Here is a 16,508-nt window from a genome sequence, read left to right as displayed (position 1 = left end):
GGGGGCATGATGGAACAGGGGGCTGCACGCGGCCGCTTCAGAAATTCCGAAGCGGCCAACGGGCTTGCGCTCGTATCGCCCACGGCGATCTATGCGATCCTGCTGCTTGCCGCCCCGCTGGCGGCAGTGGTGCTTTATTCTTTGATGGTCGACAGCAAGGTGGGTCTCTCCTCGGGCCTGACCTTCGACAATTACCTGAAGGTCTGGACCGGCCGTATCGACCAGGCGCTGATGATACGGTCGCTGACGGTGTCCAGCGTAGTGACGCTGGTAACGGTGTTGCTGGCCTATCCGGTGGCCTATTTCGTCAGCTTCCATGTGAAGCCGGAACGCAAGTCGATGTGGATCTTCCTGATCACCATTCCGTTCTGGACCTCCTACCTGATCCGCGTCTTCCTGTGGAAGGTGATCCTTGGCTATAACGGCGTGATCAATTCGGGGCTGATGAGCCTTGGTATCATCGGCGAGCCGCTGACCATCATCAACTATTCGCTCGGCTCGATGATCATGACGCTGGCCCATGCCTATGCGGCCTTCGCCATCCTGCCGATCTTCGTGAGCCTTGAAAAGATCGACCGCTCGCTTCTGGAAGCCGGGCAGGATCTGGGCGAGTCGAAGCTGATGACCTTCATCCGTGTCACGCTGCCGCTGTCGATGCCAGGTGTCATTGCGGCGGTGCTCATCGTCTTTATCCCGACCATCGGTGACTATGTGACGCCCGAACTGATTGGCGGCGGCAAGCTTCCCATGATCGCCAACCGGATCGAGGCGATCATGCTGAAGCAGAACGACAAGGCGCTGGGATCGGCCATCGCGGTGACCGCCATGCTGATCGTGACCGTGGTATCGGTGGTGTTCCTTCTGCTGAACCGCCGCTTCCTGAGGGGGCAGAGCAAATGAGGAAGAACCCGTCGCTGCGCATTTACGCGCTGGCCTATCTGGCCTTCCTCTATGCACCGATCGTGCTGCTGCCGCTGTTTGCCTTCAACGACAGCCGCGTCATTGCCTTCCCGCTGCAAGGGTTCACGACCAACTGGTTCGCCGAGATGTGGGCGGACAAGACCCTGTTCATCGCCTTCCGCAATTCGCTGACCATCGCGGTTTCGGCGGCGGTGTTTTCCACCATCCTCGGCATCTTCGCGGCCCGCGCCTCGACCCGCTACAAGTTTCCGGGCAAGCCCGGCATCCTGGGCCTGATCATGCTGCCCATGGTGCTGCCGGAAATGATCGTATCGATGGCGCTGCTGGTCGTGCTGATCGCGATTGGCGTGCCGCTGTCCTTGTTCACCATCATTCTGGGGCATGTGCTGATCTGCACGCCCTTTGCGGTGGCGATCCTGACCTCGGCCTTCCAGTCGCTTGACCGCTCGCTGGAGGAAGCTGCATATGATCTGGGTGAAACCCCGGCCTCGACCTTCCGGCTGATCATCCTGCCGCTGGTGATGCCTGGTATCATCTCGTCGCTCTTGATCAGCTTCACCATCAGCCTGGATGAATTCATCATCGCCTATTTCCTTGGCGGCAATCAGACCGTGCTGTCGGTCTATATCTTCGGGCAGTTCCGCTTCCCGGCCAAGGTTCCGGCGGTGATGGCGCTTGGCACCATCCTCGTCTGTATCTCCATCGTTCTTCTGACCATCGCTGAATATTTCCGCCGCCGCGGCATCGCAAAATCGGGCGGCAAGGATACCGGAGGCTTCCTGTGACCACGACCGAAAAGCCGAACATGATCGAGTTCCGGGACGTCCATAAATATTATGGCGATTACCACGCCCTGCGCGGGATCAACGCCACGATCAAGGCGGGAGAGTTCTTCTCGCTTCTGGGCCCCTCGGGCTGTGGCAAGACCACGCTGCTGCGCACCATCGCGGGGTTCGAGGATATTTCCTCCGGTGCGGTGCTGATCGACGACAAGAAGATGGACGATGTTCCGGCCAACAAGCGGCCGACCAACATGGTCTTCCAGAGCTACGCCATCTTCCCCCACCTGACGGTCGAGGAAAACGTGGGCTTCGGCCTGCGCCGCGATCCGCGATCAAAGGACGAAAAGGCCAAGGCTGTGGCTGAGGCGCTGGAGATGGTGGGCCTGAAGGGATACGGCAAACGCGCCGCCCATGCGCTTTCAGGCGGCCAGCGGCAGCGCGTGGCGCTGGCCCGCGCGCTGATCCTCAAGCCCAAGGTGCTGCTGCTGGACGAGCCGCTTTCGGCGCTGGACAAGAAAATCCGCGAACAGATGCAGGTTGAACTGATCAAGCTGCAACGCGAGGTCGGCATCACCTTCGTTCTGGTCACCCATGACCAGGAAGAGGCGCTGGTCATGTCGGACCGTATCGCCGTGATGTTCGAGGGACAGATCGCCCAGCTTGCCGACCCGGAAACGCTCTATCGTCGTCCGAACAGCCGGAAGGTGGCGAATTTCATCGGCACGATGAATTTTCTGCCAGCCGAGGTTCTGTCGGAAGGCGCGGGCGGCATCGAGGTGGAGGCGCAGGGCTTCGGCCGCATGACGCTGAGCACCGATCAGGTGATGGCGGGCGAGGCCGGGCAGGGCGCCGTCGTCGGCTTCCGCCCCGAGACGCTGACCATCCTCTACGACAGCCAGACCGCCACCGACCGCGAGGTCATGGGCACCATCGAGGAGGTCGTCTATTTCGGTGACATGACCTATTACGATGTGAAGCTGGATGGCACCACCGAGGCGCTGCGGATTTCGATGCGCAACGTCTTTGGCCGCCCGGTGCTGGAGATCGGCACCCGTGCCCGCGTGGCATGGAGCCCCGGCGCGCTGGTGATGTTCCGCTGATGCGCTTGCAGGCGCGGGACGGCAGTTGGCTGACCCGCGCACGTCTGGACGCCTTGCCGCCGACGCTGATCTTCCACGCTCGCGACAAGCTGGCCGCCACGCTGTGCCGTGGCGGCTTTCGCCTGTTGGGGGCGCTGGCGGATCATGCGGCGGAGGCTGGCTGGGGCGTCGAGGTCGTGCCCTATAGTGCCGAGGGGGCGTCCCTGGCGGTGGCGCAGGGGGGGCATCTGCATGTCTTCATGGAAGACCGGCCGGGATACGCGCCCAACGCCTTTCACTCGGTCCCCGGCTATCTGCGGGGCTACTGGTATTTCGATGAAATCGGCAGTCGCAACAACTCCAGCCACCGGCTGCGTGTCTTTGATGAAAGGCTGGTGGCGGATCGTTTCGCGCAGAAGTTCCATGCGCGACTGGCGGAGCAATTCATCGGCGCCAATTTCTCGAAGTTCCCGCAAGCGGAACGGGGGGAAGATCTGCCTGCGGGCTGCCTTGCGCTGTTCGCGCAGGATTTCAAACCGCCCCGCTTTCACCGCCATTACCTGACAGTGCCGGAACTGGTGGAGGCGGCGATTGCCACAAAGGGCGCCCGCGCGCTTTGTATCAAACCGCATCCGAACAATACGCCCGAGGAGCTGGACTGGCTGCGCGCGCGCCATGATCCGGGGCAGGGCGTCTATGTCACCGATGCGTCGATCCACGATCTGCTGGCCGCCTGTGCCTGCGTGCTGACCGTCACTTCTGCCGTGGGGTTCGAGGCGTTTCTGCATCGCAAGCCGGTCGTCCTGGCGGGGCAGACCGATTTCGGGCAGAACGCAATCACGCTGACCGATCCGTCGCGACTGGCCGAGGCCATCGCTGCGGCGATGTCACGCGACTGGCCGCATGCGAAATTCCTGACCTGGTTCCTCAGGCAGAATTGTATCGAGGATCACGCCCGCGCCCTGCCGATTGTATTGGAACGCATCCGCGCCAAGGGCTTTCGCATTGGTCAGGATGCCGGTTTCTACTGATCCGGCCGTAACAGGCCAAGTCCACGCAGATAAATCCCGATCCCGGCTTCCAGCAGGTCTTCGGCCGGGAAGGGGCTTTTCGCGCCATTGCCGCGCATGAACAGCTCGACCACGCCGTGACTCATCGCCCAGATATGGGCCGAGAACATCGAGGCCGGGGGGCGCCGGTCGGGCGGCATATGCTCTGACAGATGCGCGGCCGCCCGTTCCAGCACCGACCGCGCCTTGGCAGAGGCCTGCGCGAGGTCCGGGTAAGCCTGCGGCGACAGCCCGCTTTCGAACATCGCCATGTAGTGACCGGGATATTTGCGGGCGAAGGCCAGATAGGCCCGACCCGTCGCCTCGAACGCCGCCAGCGCCGAAGGCTTGCCGTCGTCATAGGCATATTCCATCAGCGCGGCAAAGATCTCATAGCCCTGCCGCGCCACTTCGGCCAGCAGGTCGTCCCGCCCCGCGAAATGGCGGTAGACAGCGGCGGGTGTCACATCCGCCGCCTTTGCCGCTTCCGACAAGGTAAAGCCCTGCGGGCTTTTTTCGGCGATCAGCGCCAGCGACGCCTCGACCAGCGCCTGCCGCAGATTGCCGTGATGATAGCCGCGCTTAGTCATCCGCCCCGTCAGACCACATTTCCGGCCCGCCGCAGATCGCCGGATCGGGCAGGCCGATGGCGCCGCGATCCTTGCCCTTGAACTCCAGCGCGTTGAGCACGGTCTGGATCGCCGCGATCCGCGCGCGTTTCTTGTCATCCGACCGGATCACCGTCCAGGGGGCAAAGCCGGTGTGGCTGCGTTCGAAGGTTTCGGCGATCGCCTCGCAATAGGGCTGCCATTTGGTCAGCCCCTCGACGTCGATGGGTGACAGCTTCCATTGTTTCAGCGGGTCGCTTTCCCGGGCGAGCATGCGGCGCAGTTGCTCTGGCTGGCTGACATCCAGCCAGAATTTCAGGAAGGTGATGCCCTCCTGCACGATCATCTGTTCAAACTCCGGCAGTTGACGGAAGAAGCCTTCCTTCTGGTTCTGGGTGCAGAAGCCGAAGACCGGCTCGACAATCGCGCGATTGTACCAACTGCGGTCGAAGATCACCATTTCTCCGGCCGCCGGAAACCAGTCGATATAGCGCTGGAAATACCATTGCGAGCTTTCGCGGTCCGAGGGTTTCGACAGCGCAACAACCTGCGCGCCACGCGGGTTGAGGTTTTCGGTCAGCGCCTTGATGGTGCCGCCCTTGCCCGCCGCATCGCGGCCCTCAAACACAAGGATCACCCGTTTGCCGGTTGACTTGATGTCGGATTGCAGGCGCACGAGCTGCGGTTGCAGCGCCTCCATCCGCGCCTCGTAGTCTTTCTTCGAGATTTCCTCGCGGTAGGCATAGCCCTTTGACAGAATGTCATTCTTGCCGCCCTGTTCAATGGCCTTGCGCACCGATTTCGGGGCGTCTTCCTTGAAATAGCGGCTGATCGCGCCGTCGAAAGGCAGGTCCATCACAGTCTCCACGGATACCGAACTCTGGGTTACTCTAGGCGCAGGCCCGCACGGGCCGCAAGGCGCATCACGGCGGCCTCGACAGCCTCGGGGTGGGTCTGGTGCGGCATATGGCCAAGGCCGGGCAGCAGGGTGACCGCCGCATCGGGCAACAGGGTTGCCAGCGGCCCGGCATGAACATGGGCCGGCACGATTGTATCGGCATCACCATGCAGGATTTCGACAGGCGCGCCAATTGTATGGTATTGTGGTTGCATGGCCCTGATATGCGGCAGCAGCGCATTCACCTGACGCGCATTGCGGGCCAGTGTGTCGCGGCGCAGCAGAAGCCCGACACCGGCGGCCTTGGAATAGCCGGGCGGCGGCTGTTGCGGCAGGAAGGTGGCCGCGATGCTGCGGTCGATCTGGCGGGCTGGCACGAAAGCGCTGACCAGCGGAATGACCAGTGCACGGCCCATGCCAGAGGCGGTCAGCCGGTACCAGGGGCCGAGCCCGCCCTCCCACGGCATCGCGGCCCCAGCCAGCATCAGCACCCCGGACACCTGTGCCTGCAACGCCCAGGCCAGCGCCACCGCGCCGCCGTAGGAATGGCCGAGCACCAGTGGCCGGGCGACACCCGCGCTTTCCGCCGCCAGCCGCATCAGGCGCGCCTGTTCCCCCGGCGTATCTTCCGGCACAGGATCTGACCAGCCGAGGCCGGGCCGGTCAATCAGCGTGATGCGAAACCGCCCCGCCAGACGCGGCGCCAGGTCCATGGCGAACTCGCGCAGGTTGGCGCTGGCTCCATGGATCATCACCAGATCGGGACCGCTGCCCATCTGCAACAGATGCAGTCTGTGGCCTTCCACGGTCACCAGCCGCCCCAGGGGGGGAAAGGCCGCCTTACGCCGTGCCTCGCGCCGGGCGGCACGGCGGCGGGTGCCAAAGGCCCCGAAAGCCGCCAGCGCCCCCCCGGCGATCAGGCTTTCAAGCACCGATCTCCTCCGGCTTGAACGGCGTGGTCTGATAGATCTCGTTGATCCAGTTGCCGTAAAGCAGATGCGCATGGCTGCGCCAGCGGTTCAGCGGCGGACGGGAGGGATCGTCGTCGGGGTAGTAGTTCATCGGCACGTTGATCGGCGTGCCCTGCGCTACATCGCGGTCATACTCCTGTTTCAGCGTGTCGCTGTCATATTCGAAATGGTTGAAGATGTAGAGCGCGCGATGCGCGGGGTCTTCAACCAGACAGGGGCCGACCTCGTCAGAGCCAAGCAGGGTCCGCAACGCCGGGCGTGCCGCTACCTCGGGCTGCCGGATCTCGGTCCAGCGGCTGACCGGGATGACGAAATCATCCGAGAACCCGCGCAGATAGGGCGAGGCGGGGGCAAGGTTGCGGTGCCGGAAGCAGCCGAAGGCCTTGTGATCCAGAATATGTTTCTGCACGCCGTGGAAGTGGTAGATCATCGCCATGCCACCCCAGCAGACGCCGAAGGTGGAATGCACATGGGTCTGCGTCCAGGCAAAGACCCGGCGCAATTCTTCCCAATAGGTCACCTCGTCGAAGGGCAGATGTTCGATGGGCGCGCCAGTGATGATCAGGCCGTCAAACTTCTCGCCGGTCTCCTCCACTTCGGAGAACGGGCGGTAGAAGGTTTCCATATGTTCGGCGGCGGTGTTCTTCGTCTGATGTTCGCTCATGCGGATCAGTTGAAAGTCGATCTGCAAGGGCGTCGCGCCGATCAGCCGGGCGAACTGGTTCTCGGTCTGGATCTTCTTGGGCATCAGGTTCAGCAGACCGATGCGCAGGGGGCGGATGTCCTGACGCGCGGCGCGCTCGGGGCTCATGACCATGATGCCCTCGCGGCTCAGCACATCGAAGGCGGGCAGGGTTTCAGGCAGGGTAATCGGCATGTCTTTCTCCGTTCGGCGGAGCAGTTATGTGCGCGGGGCGCGCGCTTCAATGGCCCTGGCGATCAGGTCGATGAAACCCGCCTCGTCGCGCACCTCGGCGACCTCTTCGGCGGTGACCGTCACACCCCAGTCGGCCATGGCGGCATATCGGGGCTGGCGATGGGCAAGAGCCTGGGCATAGGTCCAGCGGACAAAGGCGTCCGGGTCGACCTGCATGGCATCCTCGCCCGTCATGCTGCGGTATTCGTCCCACATTCGTTCCAGAAAATGCGGCTGGTAATACATGGGCTTGGGTGCCCGGTCGAAGCGGCGGACCAGTTCGGCCGTATGAGCATCAGACCCCTTGATCCAGACCATCAGCAGGTTCTGCGACAGCGCCGTCATCACGGGATCGGCCGGGTTCCACGGGTCCACCACCTCGCAGATCGAGCCGCCGGAATCGCAGACGAAATTGCCGTAGCCATAGATGTCATCGGCGCGGTCGATGAAACGCATGGTATCCAGAAGCGCCGCCACCTCGGCCTCGCGGTGCTGGTCCTGCCGGCGCATGTATTCGGCAAAGGGCAGGCCGCCTTTCGCCGGATTGCCGGGCTTGCCAAGGTAGGTGGACAGCGGGGCGAGGTTATCAAAGGTGATGTTCGAGGCGATATAGACGGAATCCGTCAGCAGCAGTTCCCGCAGGAACGGCACTTTCATCGCTTCACGTTTGAAGTTGTCGGCGATGTATTCGCCCATGTAGCGGGTGCCGATCCGGTAGTCGATGGAGTAATGGAACCAGCCGCCCGCACCGCGCAGCATCGAAGACAGATGCGTCTTGCCAAGGCCCGACATGCCGAACATCAGCACGCGCCGCCGCTCTGCCTTTCGCCAGTCCTGTGCCGAGCCGTAGATCATTCCAACCGCCTTCGCTTGATCCTTGCCGTCTTCCTAACGCGGGGCGAAACCGGATACACGCGAAAAAGAAAGCCCCGCAACGGGTGCGGGGCTTTCCGGTCGGGATGATCCGGTGATCAGAAGGTAAAGCCGACCTTCACACCGACGGCGATGGCGGTGTTGTCGCGCATATTGGCGCGGGCCACATCGGGCGTGCCGGTTTCCGGGTCCGCATCGCCAAGACGCAGGTAACGGGCGCCCATCGTCACCTTCATGTTATCACGGGTATAGACCGCCGCGACACCGATCCCCTTGTAGCCATTCGTCGGCGCCAGCGGCGACACGAGCTTGCTGCCACCCGGCTCCCACGTCGCAAAGATCGACCCCGACCAGTTTTCATTGAACCGGCGCCCGACGCCCAGCGTGTAGGTCGTGGTGTCTTCCAGATCGGTCAGACTGCCTGCGGTGGGGCCGAAGAAGGTGCTCGGCGCCACCTGAAAATCGCTCCAGTCCACCCAGCGGACCGAACCGAAGACCAGGGTATCCTTAGCGACGCCGGTCTGGAAATCGAGGTTCACGGCCTGCGGCGTATCGGTTTCGGTGATGGCGGCCACCGTGGCTGCGCCCGCCGCTGCCGCAGCACCGCCGGGCAGGGTTTCGACCGAGTCGAACTTGTGGCTGATCTTCGAGAAGTAGGTCAGCGCGACACGCAGCGCGATTTCCGGTTTTTCATAGGCCGCACCAATGACATAGCCCGCGGCCCAGTCATCGGCCAGATCGACGGAATAGCCATTGAGCGAGCGATAGGTCGTCGGGTCCGCCGGGTTGAAAGCCGGGCCATAGGCCAGCCCCTTCAGCGTCACATGCCCCGAAGCCTTGGAAGCCCGAACACCGCCATGGACCGAGAAATTCTCGTTGAACTTGTAGCGCAGCAGGGCGGTCAGGCCCTGGCTGTTCACCTTCGCCTCGGTACCGCCCAGCATCACCGATTGCGCAGGATCATACAGGATGTCTGCCCCATAAGCCTGATCGTAGATCAGGGCGCCCGACAGCTTGTCATTGAAGTCGTATTTGAGGGCGAGTCCGGGCAGGCTGTGCTTGTCAGCCACGCTGCCGGTCGGACGGCCACCATAGATTGCCAGATCGTTGCCCGTCACGCTCGGGTTGATCTGACCATAGCTCAGTTCGACGTAGTTGCCTGTCTCGAAGATCACGCCGATCGGCTGCCCCGAACGGTCAATTCCCCCGGCCTGCGCCGCGCCTGCGCAGGCGGCCAGAGCCGCAACAGATGTCATGATGCTTTTCATGACGTCCTCCCCTCATTCCTGAAACCCGGCCGCATCCTCCGCCGGTTGACTGAAAGCCTAGGGTGTGCCGGGCTTTTCGGTCAATCAATGACGCCACGTCAGGGATTCGTTACGTTACGATGTGACAAATTAGCGCGGGTGGCCGCCCGGATGTTCAAAAGATTTGCGCCCAGAATGATCAGGCCACCAACCAGAACCCAGCCGTCAAGCGCTTCGTGATACAGCGCCATACCGACCAGTGCGATGATCGGGAGGCGGGCAAAATCAACTGGCACGACGACCGAGGCGGAGGCCAGCGACAGCGCCTTGGTCAGACACAGATGCGCAACGACGCCACAGGCACCGATCAGCACGAGCCAGGGCAGGGTGGCCTGGGTCGGCAGGGCAATCTGGCCATCCATCCCGGCGGCCGCGAGGCCCAGCCCGGTCTGCATCAGTGTGAGCCAGAACAGGATCGACACAAGGCTTTCATTGCGCGTCAGCTGTTTGGTCATGATGACCGATCCGGCAAAGCCGATGGCCGAAGCGGCGGCAGCCACCACGCCCGGATTGAGCGCCCCGAAATCCGGCCGCGCCACGATCAATGCGCCCGCAAAACCAAGTCCCGCTGCCAGCGCACGCACCGGGGTCAGCTTTTCACCAAGGAACAGAGGTGACAGCAGCACGACCCAAAGCGGTGAGGTAAACTCCAGTGCGAAGACCTGCGCCAGCGGAATGCTGGTCAGCGCCCAGAACCACAGGTTCTGCCCGGTGAAATGCGAGATGTTGCGGGCCAGATGCAGCGGCAGGCGCCTGGTCTGCACCTCGCCCAGCCGACCGAACAACGCCGCCCCCCCGACCACGAGCACAATGCCGGTGACCGAGCGCCAGAGCATGATCTCGAACGTGTCATGCACCCCGGCTACCGCCCGGCCGGCGATGGCCATGGCCGTAAACGACAGGATCGAGCCGATCATCCAGATCGCCGCCTTCAGCGGTTGTTGCTGCTGCATCGCCCGTTCCTCCCCGTCGCGCCGCAAAGTGGTGGCGCGCGGCGGGGGGAATGTCCAGCCCTGCGAACCGGATCAGTCGCCGATTTCCTCGATGCGGAAATCGCGCAGGATGCCGCGCGTGGCGGCAAACCACGCGCTGCCGCGGGTGCGGGTCTGATGGCTGTCGAAGGCCGCACGGTCGCGGAAGCTTTCCATCACCTCGAAAACGAAGGGATCGTCGGTTTCCGCGATCTCGAAGCTCAGACAGCCGGGCTCGGCCCGCGTCAGCGCAACATGGTCCGCCACATGCGCCAGCACGGCCGCGCGTTCGGTATCGCTGACACAGACGAGTTGGCCCCGAAGACGGATCATTCCAGTTCGATCGTCCCCGGCGGTTTCGAGGTGCAGTCGTAGAACACCCGGTTCACGCCCTTGACCTCGTTGATGATCCGCGTCGCGGTTTCCCCAAGGAAATCGTGGGTGAAGGGGTAGTAATCGGCGGTCATGCCATCAACGCTGGTCACGGCGCGCAGGCCCACGGCGTAATCATAGGTGCGCCCGTCGCCCATCACGCCGACGGTGCGCATCGGCAGAATGGCAGCGAAGGCCTGCCAGATTTCATCGTAAAGCCCGTGCTTGCGGATCTGGTCGATATAGACCGCATCGGCGCGGCGCAGGATTTCCAGCTTGTCGCGGGTGATCTCGCCGGGGCAGCGGATGGCGAGGCCGGGGCCGGGGAAGGGGTGGCGGCCGATGAATTTGGCGGGCAGGCCAAGTTCGCGACCCAGCGCGCGCACCTCGTCCTTGAACAGCTCGCGCAGCGGTTCCACCAGCTTCATGCCCATTTTCTCGGGCAGGCCGCCGACATTGTGGTGCGATTTGATCGTGACCGAGGGGCCGCCGCTGAACGACACCGATTCGATGACATCGGGGTAAAGCGTGCCCTGGGCCAGGAAATCAGCGCCGCCGATGGCCTTGGCATGTTTCTCGAATACTTCGATGAACAGCCGCCCGATGGTCTTGCGCTTCACCTCGGGGTCGGACACGCCTTCCAGCGCGCCGAGGAACAGATCGGATTCGTCGGCATGGATGAGCGGCAGGTTGTAGGCCTCGCGGAACATCGTCACGACTTCCTCGGCCTCGTTCAGCCGCATCAGCCCGTGATCGACGAACACACAGGTCAGTTGCTCGCCAATGGCCTCGTGGATCAGGATCGCGGCGACAGAGCTGTCAACGCCCCCCGAAAGCGCGCAGATCACCTTGCGGTCGCCGACCTGATCACGGATCTTCTGGATCGCATCCTCGCGGTAGGAGGCCATGGTCCAGTCGCCGGTGAAGCCCGCCAGACGCACGAAATTCTCGTAGAGTTTCGCGCCTTTCGGAGTGTGATGCACCTCGGGGTGGAACTGCACGGCATAGAAGTTGCGCGACACATCGGCGGTAATGGCGAAGGGCGCATTGGGCGAGGTGCCATAGACCTGAAAGCCCGGCGCAATTTTCGACACATGGTCGCCATGCGACATCCAGACCTGTTCGGGGCCTTCCGCGAACCAGCCCTCCAGCAGCGGCAGCCGGTCGTCCGTCGGGGTAACCCTGGCGCGGCCGAATTCAGCGGTGCCATGGCCACCTTCGACATGACCACCAAGGCTGTGCATCATCACCTGCTGGCCATAGCAGATGCCAAGGATCGGCACGCCAAGATCGAACACGCCCGCCGGAGGCATCGGCGCGCCTTCGGCATAGACCGAGGCGGGACCGCCCGAGAAGATCACCGCTTTCGGTGCGAACTCCCTCAGGAAGGCCTCGTTCACGCGGTTGAACGGGTGGATTTCACAATAGACTTTCAGCTCGCGCAGGCGCCGCGCGATAAGCTGCGTGACCTGGCTGCCGAAGTCGATGATCAGGAGGCGTTGATGCGGATGTGTCATGGCCGGGAATTAGCTTTGCAGGGCCAGAATCGCAAGGCGGAATCGCCTGTGACGGGTGGCGGAACGCGGGGGTTTCACACCCCCGCACCCCCGTGGGATATTTGTGCCAAGATGAAAGACGGTTGTCGTGCCGTGCTGTGGCGCCCGATGTCGTTTTTGGGACGGATGCGACGCAAACGGGGAGCGGCCGGTCGCGGCTTGGCGGCATATAGGGGCAAGTTCGGCGCGCGGGATCGCGCATTTCGGAGGTTTGGACATGAGCGATGTGGCAACAGCAGGGCGTCGGGCGCGCGGCGGTGGCGGCGGGGCGGCGCGGCGCGCCGAGCGGACCGGGATCAGCTTTGACACCGCGCGCTTCATCGAGCGCAATATCCCGAATTTCGAGATCCTGAACGAGGAAGCGCTTCAGATCATCGAATGGAATGCCGAGACGGTTCTAGAAGAGATCGGCGTCAATTTCCTTGAAAACCCCGGCGCGCTGGCGTTGTGGAAGGCGGCAGGCGCCGATGTGCGCGGCGAGCGCGTGCATATCCCGCGCGGTCTGGCCCGCAAGCTTTGCGCCACCGCCCCGTCGAGCTTTACCCAGCATGCCCGCAACCCCGAGCGCAATGTGGAAATCGGCGGCAAGTCGCTGGTGCTGGCGCCGGTTTACGGCCCGCCCTTCGTGCGCGACCGTGAGGGTGGCCGCCGCTATGCGACCATCGAGGATTTCCGCAATTTCGTGAAGCTGGGTTATATGTCGAAATGGCTGCACCACAGCGGCGGCACGGTTTGCGAACCGACCGACGTGGCGGTGAACAAGCGTCACCTCGACATGCTGCACGCCCATATGACGCTGTCGGACAAGCCTTTCATGGGCTCTGTGACCGAGCCGGTGCGTGCGGCGGATTCGGTCGAAATGGCGAAAATCCTGTTCGGGTCGGATTTCGTCGACCAGAACACCGTGATGACCAGCCTCATCAACATCAACAGCCCGCTGACCTTTGACAGCGTGATGATGGGGGCGCTGGAGGTTTACGCCAAGGCCGGGCAGGCCGCGATCATTTCGCCCTTCATCGTGGGTGGTGCCATGGCGCCCGTTACGGTGGCAGGCACGCTGACGCAGGTTCTGGCCGAGGTTCTGGCGGGCGTGGCCTACAGCCAGCTGATCCGTCCCGGCGCGCCGGTGATCTTTGGCGCCTTCGTGACCTCGATCGACATGAACTCGGGCGCGCCGACCTTCGGGACGCCGGAAGCCGCGCATATCACCTATGGCGCGGGCCAGCTCGCGCGGCGTCTGGGGCTGCCCTACCGTTCGGGCGGGTCGTTCTGCGGCTCGAAACTGCCGGATGCGCAGGCGGCTTACGAGACCTCGAACAGCCTGAACATGGCGCTGCTGGCGGGCGTGAACTTCATGCTGCACGCCTGCGGCTGGCTCGAAGGCGGCCTGGTTTCCAGCTACGAGAAATTCGTGATGGATGCCGACCAGCTTGGCACGCTGCACCATCTGGCGAAGGGCGTCTCGGTGGACGAAAACGGGCAGGGGATGGATGCGATCCGCGAGGTCGGTCCGGGCGGCCATTACCTCGGCTGCGCCCATACCCAGGCGAATTTCAAGACCGCTTTCTGGCGCTCGGACCTGCTGGACTACAAGCCCTTCGAGACCTGGGACGAGGAAGGCGCCCGCGACACCGAGCAACTGGCCTCGGAACGGGTGAAGAAACTGCTGGGCGATTATCAGGCCCCGGCGCTGGACGAGGGCATCCGCGAGGCGCTGGACGCCTATGTCGCGCAGAAGAAGGCGGCCGAGCCGGACGCTTTCATCTGATCGTCGCGAAATGTGAAACGATGAAGGGCCGCCCGGCACGGGGCGGCCCTTTTGCCATCTGTCGGCCGGTCAGATCGATTGTTGCGGGCGTGGCAACAGGTGCAATTCCGACATCAGCGCAATCAATACCTCGATATGCTGGTTCAGCGAATAGCTGGCATCGCCCGCGCGGCGGATGCTTTCCAGCCGCTCCTCTTCGTCGATCAGCCGGGGCAGGGTCTTTTCCGGGCCCAGTGGCTTGTCCTGACGCAACAACCGTTTCAGATCCCGGTCGCGGCGGTAATCCGTCATCCCGTAGCGGGCGGCGCGGATCAGAAGGCGCGGGCGGCGCAGGTCGGCAAGCAGGGCGCGGAAATCGGTCATGGCAGTCTCCCGTGTTCGATCTGGAAACAATGACACGGCGCAACCTCGCGTTGCGTCATCGCCGGAGTCACCGCGCGGAAGCCGCAGCTTTTGTTCATAGATCGTAAACAATTATCCGGCTCATCCCGGCGTTGGCGCTTTTGTTAACGAACGGGTAACCAAAGCCACCCACGGTTGCATATGTCCAAGAACGGGGCAGGTGGCCGGGGGCGGGCCACAGGACAAAGAGCATGGAACCGAACCTGAGTGCCGATTTCACCCTACCCGCATGGCTGCCGGATGCCGTGCGGCTGTATCTCGACCACACCGAGGACGGGTTGTCGTTGCGGCAACTGGCACGGCGCGAGGGGCTGGCAGCCTCGACCGTCATGCGTCAGGTGCGCCGCTACGAGGCGCGGCGCGATGATCCGCTGGTGGACGAGGCGCTGGCCGCGCTGGCGCGGGCGCAGGGGGCTGGTTCCGTAACCCCGGACCCCGACAGAAAGGACGCCCCCGAGATGACCGCCCCGATCCGCCCGACCCCCGTCACACTGGATGAAGCCGGGATCGACCGCGAGGCGCGGCGCGTGCTGCGCCGTATGGCAGAACCCGGCGCCGTCATGGCCATCGCCCCTGAAATGCAAAAGGCTGCTGTCCTGCGCACGGGGCGGGATGGCAAGATGGTGCAGACGGCGGTTCTGGACCGGGCGGTGGCACAGGCCTTCGCGCTGAAAGACTGGATCGGTGTGCGTAAGCAGGGACGGCTGACCAGTTACGAAATCACCACCCAGGGCCGCGCGGCGCTGAAACGGCTGGTGGAGGAGGAGGATCGCCGCCGTCAGGCGCATCACGGCGCCTTTGGTCTGGCCGAAGCTGCCGCAGCCTTTGGCACTGCCGATCCTGTGGAGGCCGAAGGTGGCGCGGCGGCGCGGCGCCTGCGTTATACACTGACTGAAAGCCCGGTCGCGGTTCTGGCACGACGGCGCGACAAGGATGGCCGCGCCTTTCTGGAGCCGGAACTGGTGCAGGCGGCGGAACGCCTGCGCGAGGATTTCGAACTGGCCCATATCGGCGGGCGCATCCCGCAGGGCTGGGATGGGTTCCTGCCTGCCGGTGAGATGGTCGAGCCCCGTCCGGGCTCAGCTGCGCCGTTGGCGGCGCGGGATCGCGTGGCGCTTGCCCTGCGCGATCTGGGGCCGGGGCTGGGCGACGTCGCGCTGCGGGTCTGCTGTCATCTGGAAGGGCTGGAGGTCGCGGAAAAGCGCATGGGCTGGGCCGCGCGCTCGGGCAAGATCGTACTGCGGATCGCGCTGCAACGGCTGCGTCGGCATTATGACGAAACCTATGGCCGCGCCGGTCCGCTGATCGGGTAAGGCGGCCCCGCGCAGGGCCGCCCACGCAGCGCTCAGGCGCGGGTGAAGCCAAGCGCGTTGACCATACCCGCCAGCGCTCCGCCCGCCAGAGGCGCCACGATGAAGACCCAGAGGTCTGCCAGCGCCTTGCCACCGACGAACAGCGCCGGGGCAAGGCTGCGCGCCGGGTTGACCGAAACGCCGGTCACATTGATGCCGACAAGGTGGATACCCACCAGCGTCAGGCCGATGGCGAGACCGGCAAACCCGGCAACCGAGCCGGGGCCGGTGGCGCCAAGGATGACCGTCACGAAGATGAAGGTCATCACGAATTCAAAGACCAGCGCCGCACCCAGACCGTATTCGCCCAGATAGCCCGGACCGAACCCGTTCTGCCCCAGCCCGTCTACGGCAATCGAATATCCGGCGCGGCCGCTCGCGATCATATAAAGCACCGCCGCGCCGAGGATCGCGCCAATGACCTGACCCGCGACATGGCCGACAAAGGCGCCGATCTGCATCCGCCCCGCCGTCACCATGCCCAGCGACACCGCCGGGTTGAGATGCGCGCCCGAGATCGCCCCGATCCCATAGGCCGCCGCAACGATGGACAGGCCGAAGGCCAGCGCAATTCCCATCATTCCGATGTGATCGCCCATCAGAACGGCCGATCCGCAGCCGAACAGGACAAGGACCATGGTGCCGAAAGCCTCGGCAATGATTTTCTTGGGCATGAGAGCCTC

General features: G+C 63.8%; 17 protein-coding genes. 6 read left to right on the top strand and 11 right to left on the bottom strand.

The features are described from left to right. Positions 1-9 precede the first annotated feature (9 nt). Genes C8N34_RS00350 through C8N34_RS00335 form a run of 4 tightly spaced genes read left to right on the top strand, consistent with a single transcriptional unit; the run spans position 10 to position 3,813 of the window. On the top strand, positions 10-900 hold the full coding sequence (locus C8N34_RS00350; RefSeq protein ID WP_054303713.1) for an ABC transporter permease: 891 nt from the start codon (positions 10-12) through the stop codon (positions 898-900). Further along, positions 897-1,706 carry an ABC transporter permease gene (locus tag C8N34_RS00345; protein WP_054303539.1) on the top strand — a complete coding sequence of 270 codons (810 nt, stop codon included), beginning with the start codon at positions 897-899 and terminating at the stop codon, positions 1,704-1,706. Before C8N34_RS00350 ends, C8N34_RS00345 begins: the two co-directional genes overlap by 4 nt. Beyond that, positions 1,703-2,803 carry an ABC transporter ATP-binding protein gene (locus C8N34_RS00340; protein ID WP_108126802.1) on the top strand — a complete coding sequence of 367 codons (1,101 nt, stop codon included), beginning with the start codon at positions 1,703-1,705 and terminating at the stop codon, positions 2,801-2,803. The genes C8N34_RS00345 and C8N34_RS00340 overlap by 4 nt, the downstream gene beginning before the upstream one ends. Continuing rightward, positions 2,803-3,813, top strand: a complete 1,011-nt coding sequence (locus tag C8N34_RS00335; protein ID WP_158640435.1) for a capsular polysaccharide export protein, LipB/KpsS family — start codon at positions 2,803-2,805, stop codon at positions 3,811-3,813. The genes C8N34_RS00340 and C8N34_RS00335 overlap by 1 nt, the downstream gene beginning before the upstream one ends. Here the strand turns inward: C8N34_RS00335 and C8N34_RS00330 are convergent. From C8N34_RS00330 to guaA, 9 genes are all read right to left on the bottom strand, one after another. Then, the gene (locus tag C8N34_RS00330) at positions 3,807-4,421 is read right to left on the bottom strand and encodes a TetR/AcrR family transcriptional regulator (RefSeq protein ID WP_108126798.1); all 615 of its coding nucleotides are present in this window, start codon (positions 4,419-4,421) and stop codon (positions 3,807-3,809) included. The genes C8N34_RS00335 and C8N34_RS00330 overlap by 7 nt on opposite strands. Further along, positions 4,414-5,295 carry a polyphosphate kinase 2 gene (ppk2, locus tag C8N34_RS00325; RefSeq protein ID WP_108126796.1) on the bottom strand — a complete coding sequence of 294 codons (882 nt, stop codon included), beginning with the start codon at positions 5,293-5,295 and terminating at the stop codon, positions 4,414-4,416. The genes C8N34_RS00330 and ppk2 overlap by 8 nt, the downstream gene beginning before the upstream one ends. Before the next feature lie 29 nt (positions 5,296-5,324). After that, the gene (locus C8N34_RS00320; RefSeq protein WP_242013741.1) at positions 5,325-6,269 is read right to left on the bottom strand and encodes an alpha/beta fold hydrolase; all 945 of its coding nucleotides are present in this window, start codon (positions 6,267-6,269) and stop codon (positions 5,325-5,327) included. Then, entirely contained in the window at positions 6,262-7,185 is a 924-nt protein-coding gene (gene metA / locus C8N34_RS00315; protein ID WP_054303544.1) for a homoserine O-acetyltransferase MetA, read from the bottom strand. The genes C8N34_RS00320 and metA overlap by 8 nt, the downstream gene beginning before the upstream one ends. Positions 7,186-7,209: 24 nt before the next feature. Further along, the gene (locus C8N34_RS00310) at positions 7,210-8,079 is read right to left on the bottom strand and encodes a hypothetical protein (RefSeq protein WP_054303545.1); all 870 of its coding nucleotides are present in this window, start codon (positions 8,077-8,079) and stop codon (positions 7,210-7,212) included. Between the two features lie 116 nt (positions 8,080-8,195). Continuing rightward, complete coding sequence (locus tag C8N34_RS00305) at positions 8,196-9,365, bottom strand: OmpP1/FadL family transporter (protein WP_054303546.1); 1,170 nt, start codon at positions 9,363-9,365, stop codon at positions 8,196-8,198. A 98-nt stretch (positions 9,366-9,463) separates the two neighbouring features. Continuing rightward, positions 9,464-10,357, bottom strand: coding sequence for a DMT family transporter (locus C8N34_RS00300; RefSeq protein ID WP_108126792.1), 894 nt, complete (start codon positions 10,355-10,357; stop codon positions 9,464-9,466). A gap of 72 nt (positions 10,358-10,429) precedes the next feature. Continuing rightward, positions 10,430-10,708 carry a putative quinol monooxygenase gene (locus tag C8N34_RS00295; protein ID WP_108126790.1) on the bottom strand — a complete coding sequence of 93 codons (279 nt, stop codon included), beginning with the start codon at positions 10,706-10,708 and terminating at the stop codon, positions 10,430-10,432. Beyond that, the gene (gene guaA, locus C8N34_RS00290; RefSeq protein WP_108126788.1) at positions 10,705-12,264 is read right to left on the bottom strand and encodes a glutamine-hydrolyzing GMP synthase; all 1,560 of its coding nucleotides are present in this window, start codon (positions 12,262-12,264) and stop codon (positions 10,705-10,707) included. The genes C8N34_RS00295 and guaA overlap by 4 nt, the downstream gene beginning before the upstream one ends. A 256-nt stretch (positions 12,265-12,520) precedes the next feature. Between guaA and C8N34_RS00285 the strand changes: the two genes are divergently transcribed. Beyond that, a complete protein-coding gene (locus tag C8N34_RS00285) occupies positions 12,521-14,071 on the top strand; it encodes a trimethylamine methyltransferase family protein (protein WP_054303550.1) in 1,551 nt (516 codons plus the stop codon). A gap of 69 nt (positions 14,072-14,140) precedes the next feature. On the opposite strand, the gene C8N34_RS00280 is transcribed toward C8N34_RS00285, so the two are convergent. Next, positions 14,141-14,434 carry a DUF6477 family protein gene (locus C8N34_RS00280; RefSeq protein WP_108126786.1) on the bottom strand — a complete coding sequence of 98 codons (294 nt, stop codon included), beginning with the start codon at positions 14,432-14,434 and terminating at the stop codon, positions 14,141-14,143. Positions 14,435-14,664: 230 nt separating this feature from the next. Between C8N34_RS00280 and C8N34_RS00275 the strand changes: the two genes are divergently transcribed. Then, positions 14,665-15,786, top strand: coding sequence for a DUF6456 domain-containing protein (locus C8N34_RS00275; protein WP_108126784.1), 1,122 nt, complete (start codon positions 14,665-14,667; stop codon positions 15,784-15,786). Between the two features lie 32 nt (positions 15,787-15,818). On the opposite strand, the gene C8N34_RS00270 is transcribed toward C8N34_RS00275, so the two are convergent. Continuing rightward, on the bottom strand, positions 15,819-16,499 hold the full coding sequence (locus tag C8N34_RS00270; protein ID WP_108126782.1) for an aquaporin: 681 nt from the start codon (positions 16,497-16,499) through the stop codon (positions 15,819-15,821). Positions 16,500-16,508 lie beyond the last annotated feature (9 nt).

The organism is Gemmobacter caeni (genome assembly GCF_003054195.1).
In the GTDB taxonomy this organism is placed as follows: Bacteria; Pseudomonadota; Alphaproteobacteria; order Rhodobacterales; family Rhodobacteraceae; genus Gemmobacter; species Gemmobacter caeni.
Note: the sequence above shows the minus strand (reverse complement) of the source record. Positions and strands in the feature narration are given on the sequence as shown.

What these genes read in the sequence shown, in the direction of transcription:
- C8N34_RS00350 (WP_054303713.1), top strand. Translation starts at nt 10, where the DNA reads ATGGAACAGGGGGCTGCACGCGGCCGCTTCAGAAATTCCGAAGCGGCC.
- C8N34_RS00345 (WP_054303539.1), top strand. Translation starts at nt 897, where the DNA reads ATGAGGAAGAACCCGTCGCTGCGCATTTACGCGCTGGCCTATCTGGCC.
- C8N34_RS00335 (WP_158640435.1), top strand. Translation starts at nt 2,803, where the DNA reads ATGCGCTTGCAGGCGCGGGACGGCAGTTGGCTGACCCGCGCACGTCTG.
- C8N34_RS00330 (WP_108126798.1), bottom strand. Translation starts at nt 4,421, where the DNA reads ATGACTAAGCGCGGCTATCATCACGGCAATCTGCGGCAGGCGCTGGTC.
- ppk2 (WP_108126796.1), bottom strand. Translation starts at nt 5,295, where the DNA reads ATGGACCTGCCTTTCGACGGCGCGATCAGCCGCTATTTCAAGGAAGAC.
- metA (WP_054303544.1), bottom strand. Translation starts at nt 7,185, where the DNA reads ATGCCGATTACCCTGCCTGAAACCCTGCCCGCCTTCGATGTGCTGAGC.
- C8N34_RS00310 (WP_054303545.1), bottom strand. Translation starts at nt 8,079, where the DNA reads ATGATCTACGGCTCGGCACAGGACTGGCGAAAGGCAGAGCGGCGGCGC.
- C8N34_RS00305 (WP_054303546.1), bottom strand. Translation starts at nt 9,365, where the DNA reads ATGAAAAGCATCATGACATCTGTTGCGGCTCTGGCCGCCTGCGCAGGC.
- C8N34_RS00300 (WP_108126792.1), bottom strand. Translation starts at nt 10,357, where the DNA reads ATGCAGCAGCAACAACCGCTGAAGGCGGCGATCTGGATGATCGGCTCG.
- C8N34_RS00295 (WP_108126790.1), bottom strand. Translation starts at nt 10,708, where the DNA reads ATGATCCGTCTTCGGGGCCAACTCGTCTGTGTCAGCGATACCGAACGC.
- guaA (WP_108126788.1), bottom strand. Translation starts at nt 12,264, where the DNA reads ATGACACATCCGCATCAACGCCTCCTGATCATCGACTTCGGCAGCCAG.
- C8N34_RS00285 (WP_054303550.1), top strand. Translation starts at nt 12,521, where the DNA reads ATGAGCGATGTGGCAACAGCAGGGCGTCGGGCGCGCGGCGGTGGCGGC.
- C8N34_RS00280 (WP_108126786.1), bottom strand. Translation starts at nt 14,434, where the DNA reads ATGACCGATTTCCGCGCCCTGCTTGCCGACCTGCGCCGCCCGCGCCTT.
- C8N34_RS00275 (WP_108126784.1), top strand. Translation starts at nt 14,665, where the DNA reads ATGGAACCGAACCTGAGTGCCGATTTCACCCTACCCGCATGGCTGCCG.
- C8N34_RS00270 (WP_108126782.1), bottom strand. Translation starts at nt 16,499, where the DNA reads ATGCCCAAGAAAATCATTGCCGAGGCTTTCGGCACCATGGTCCTTGTC.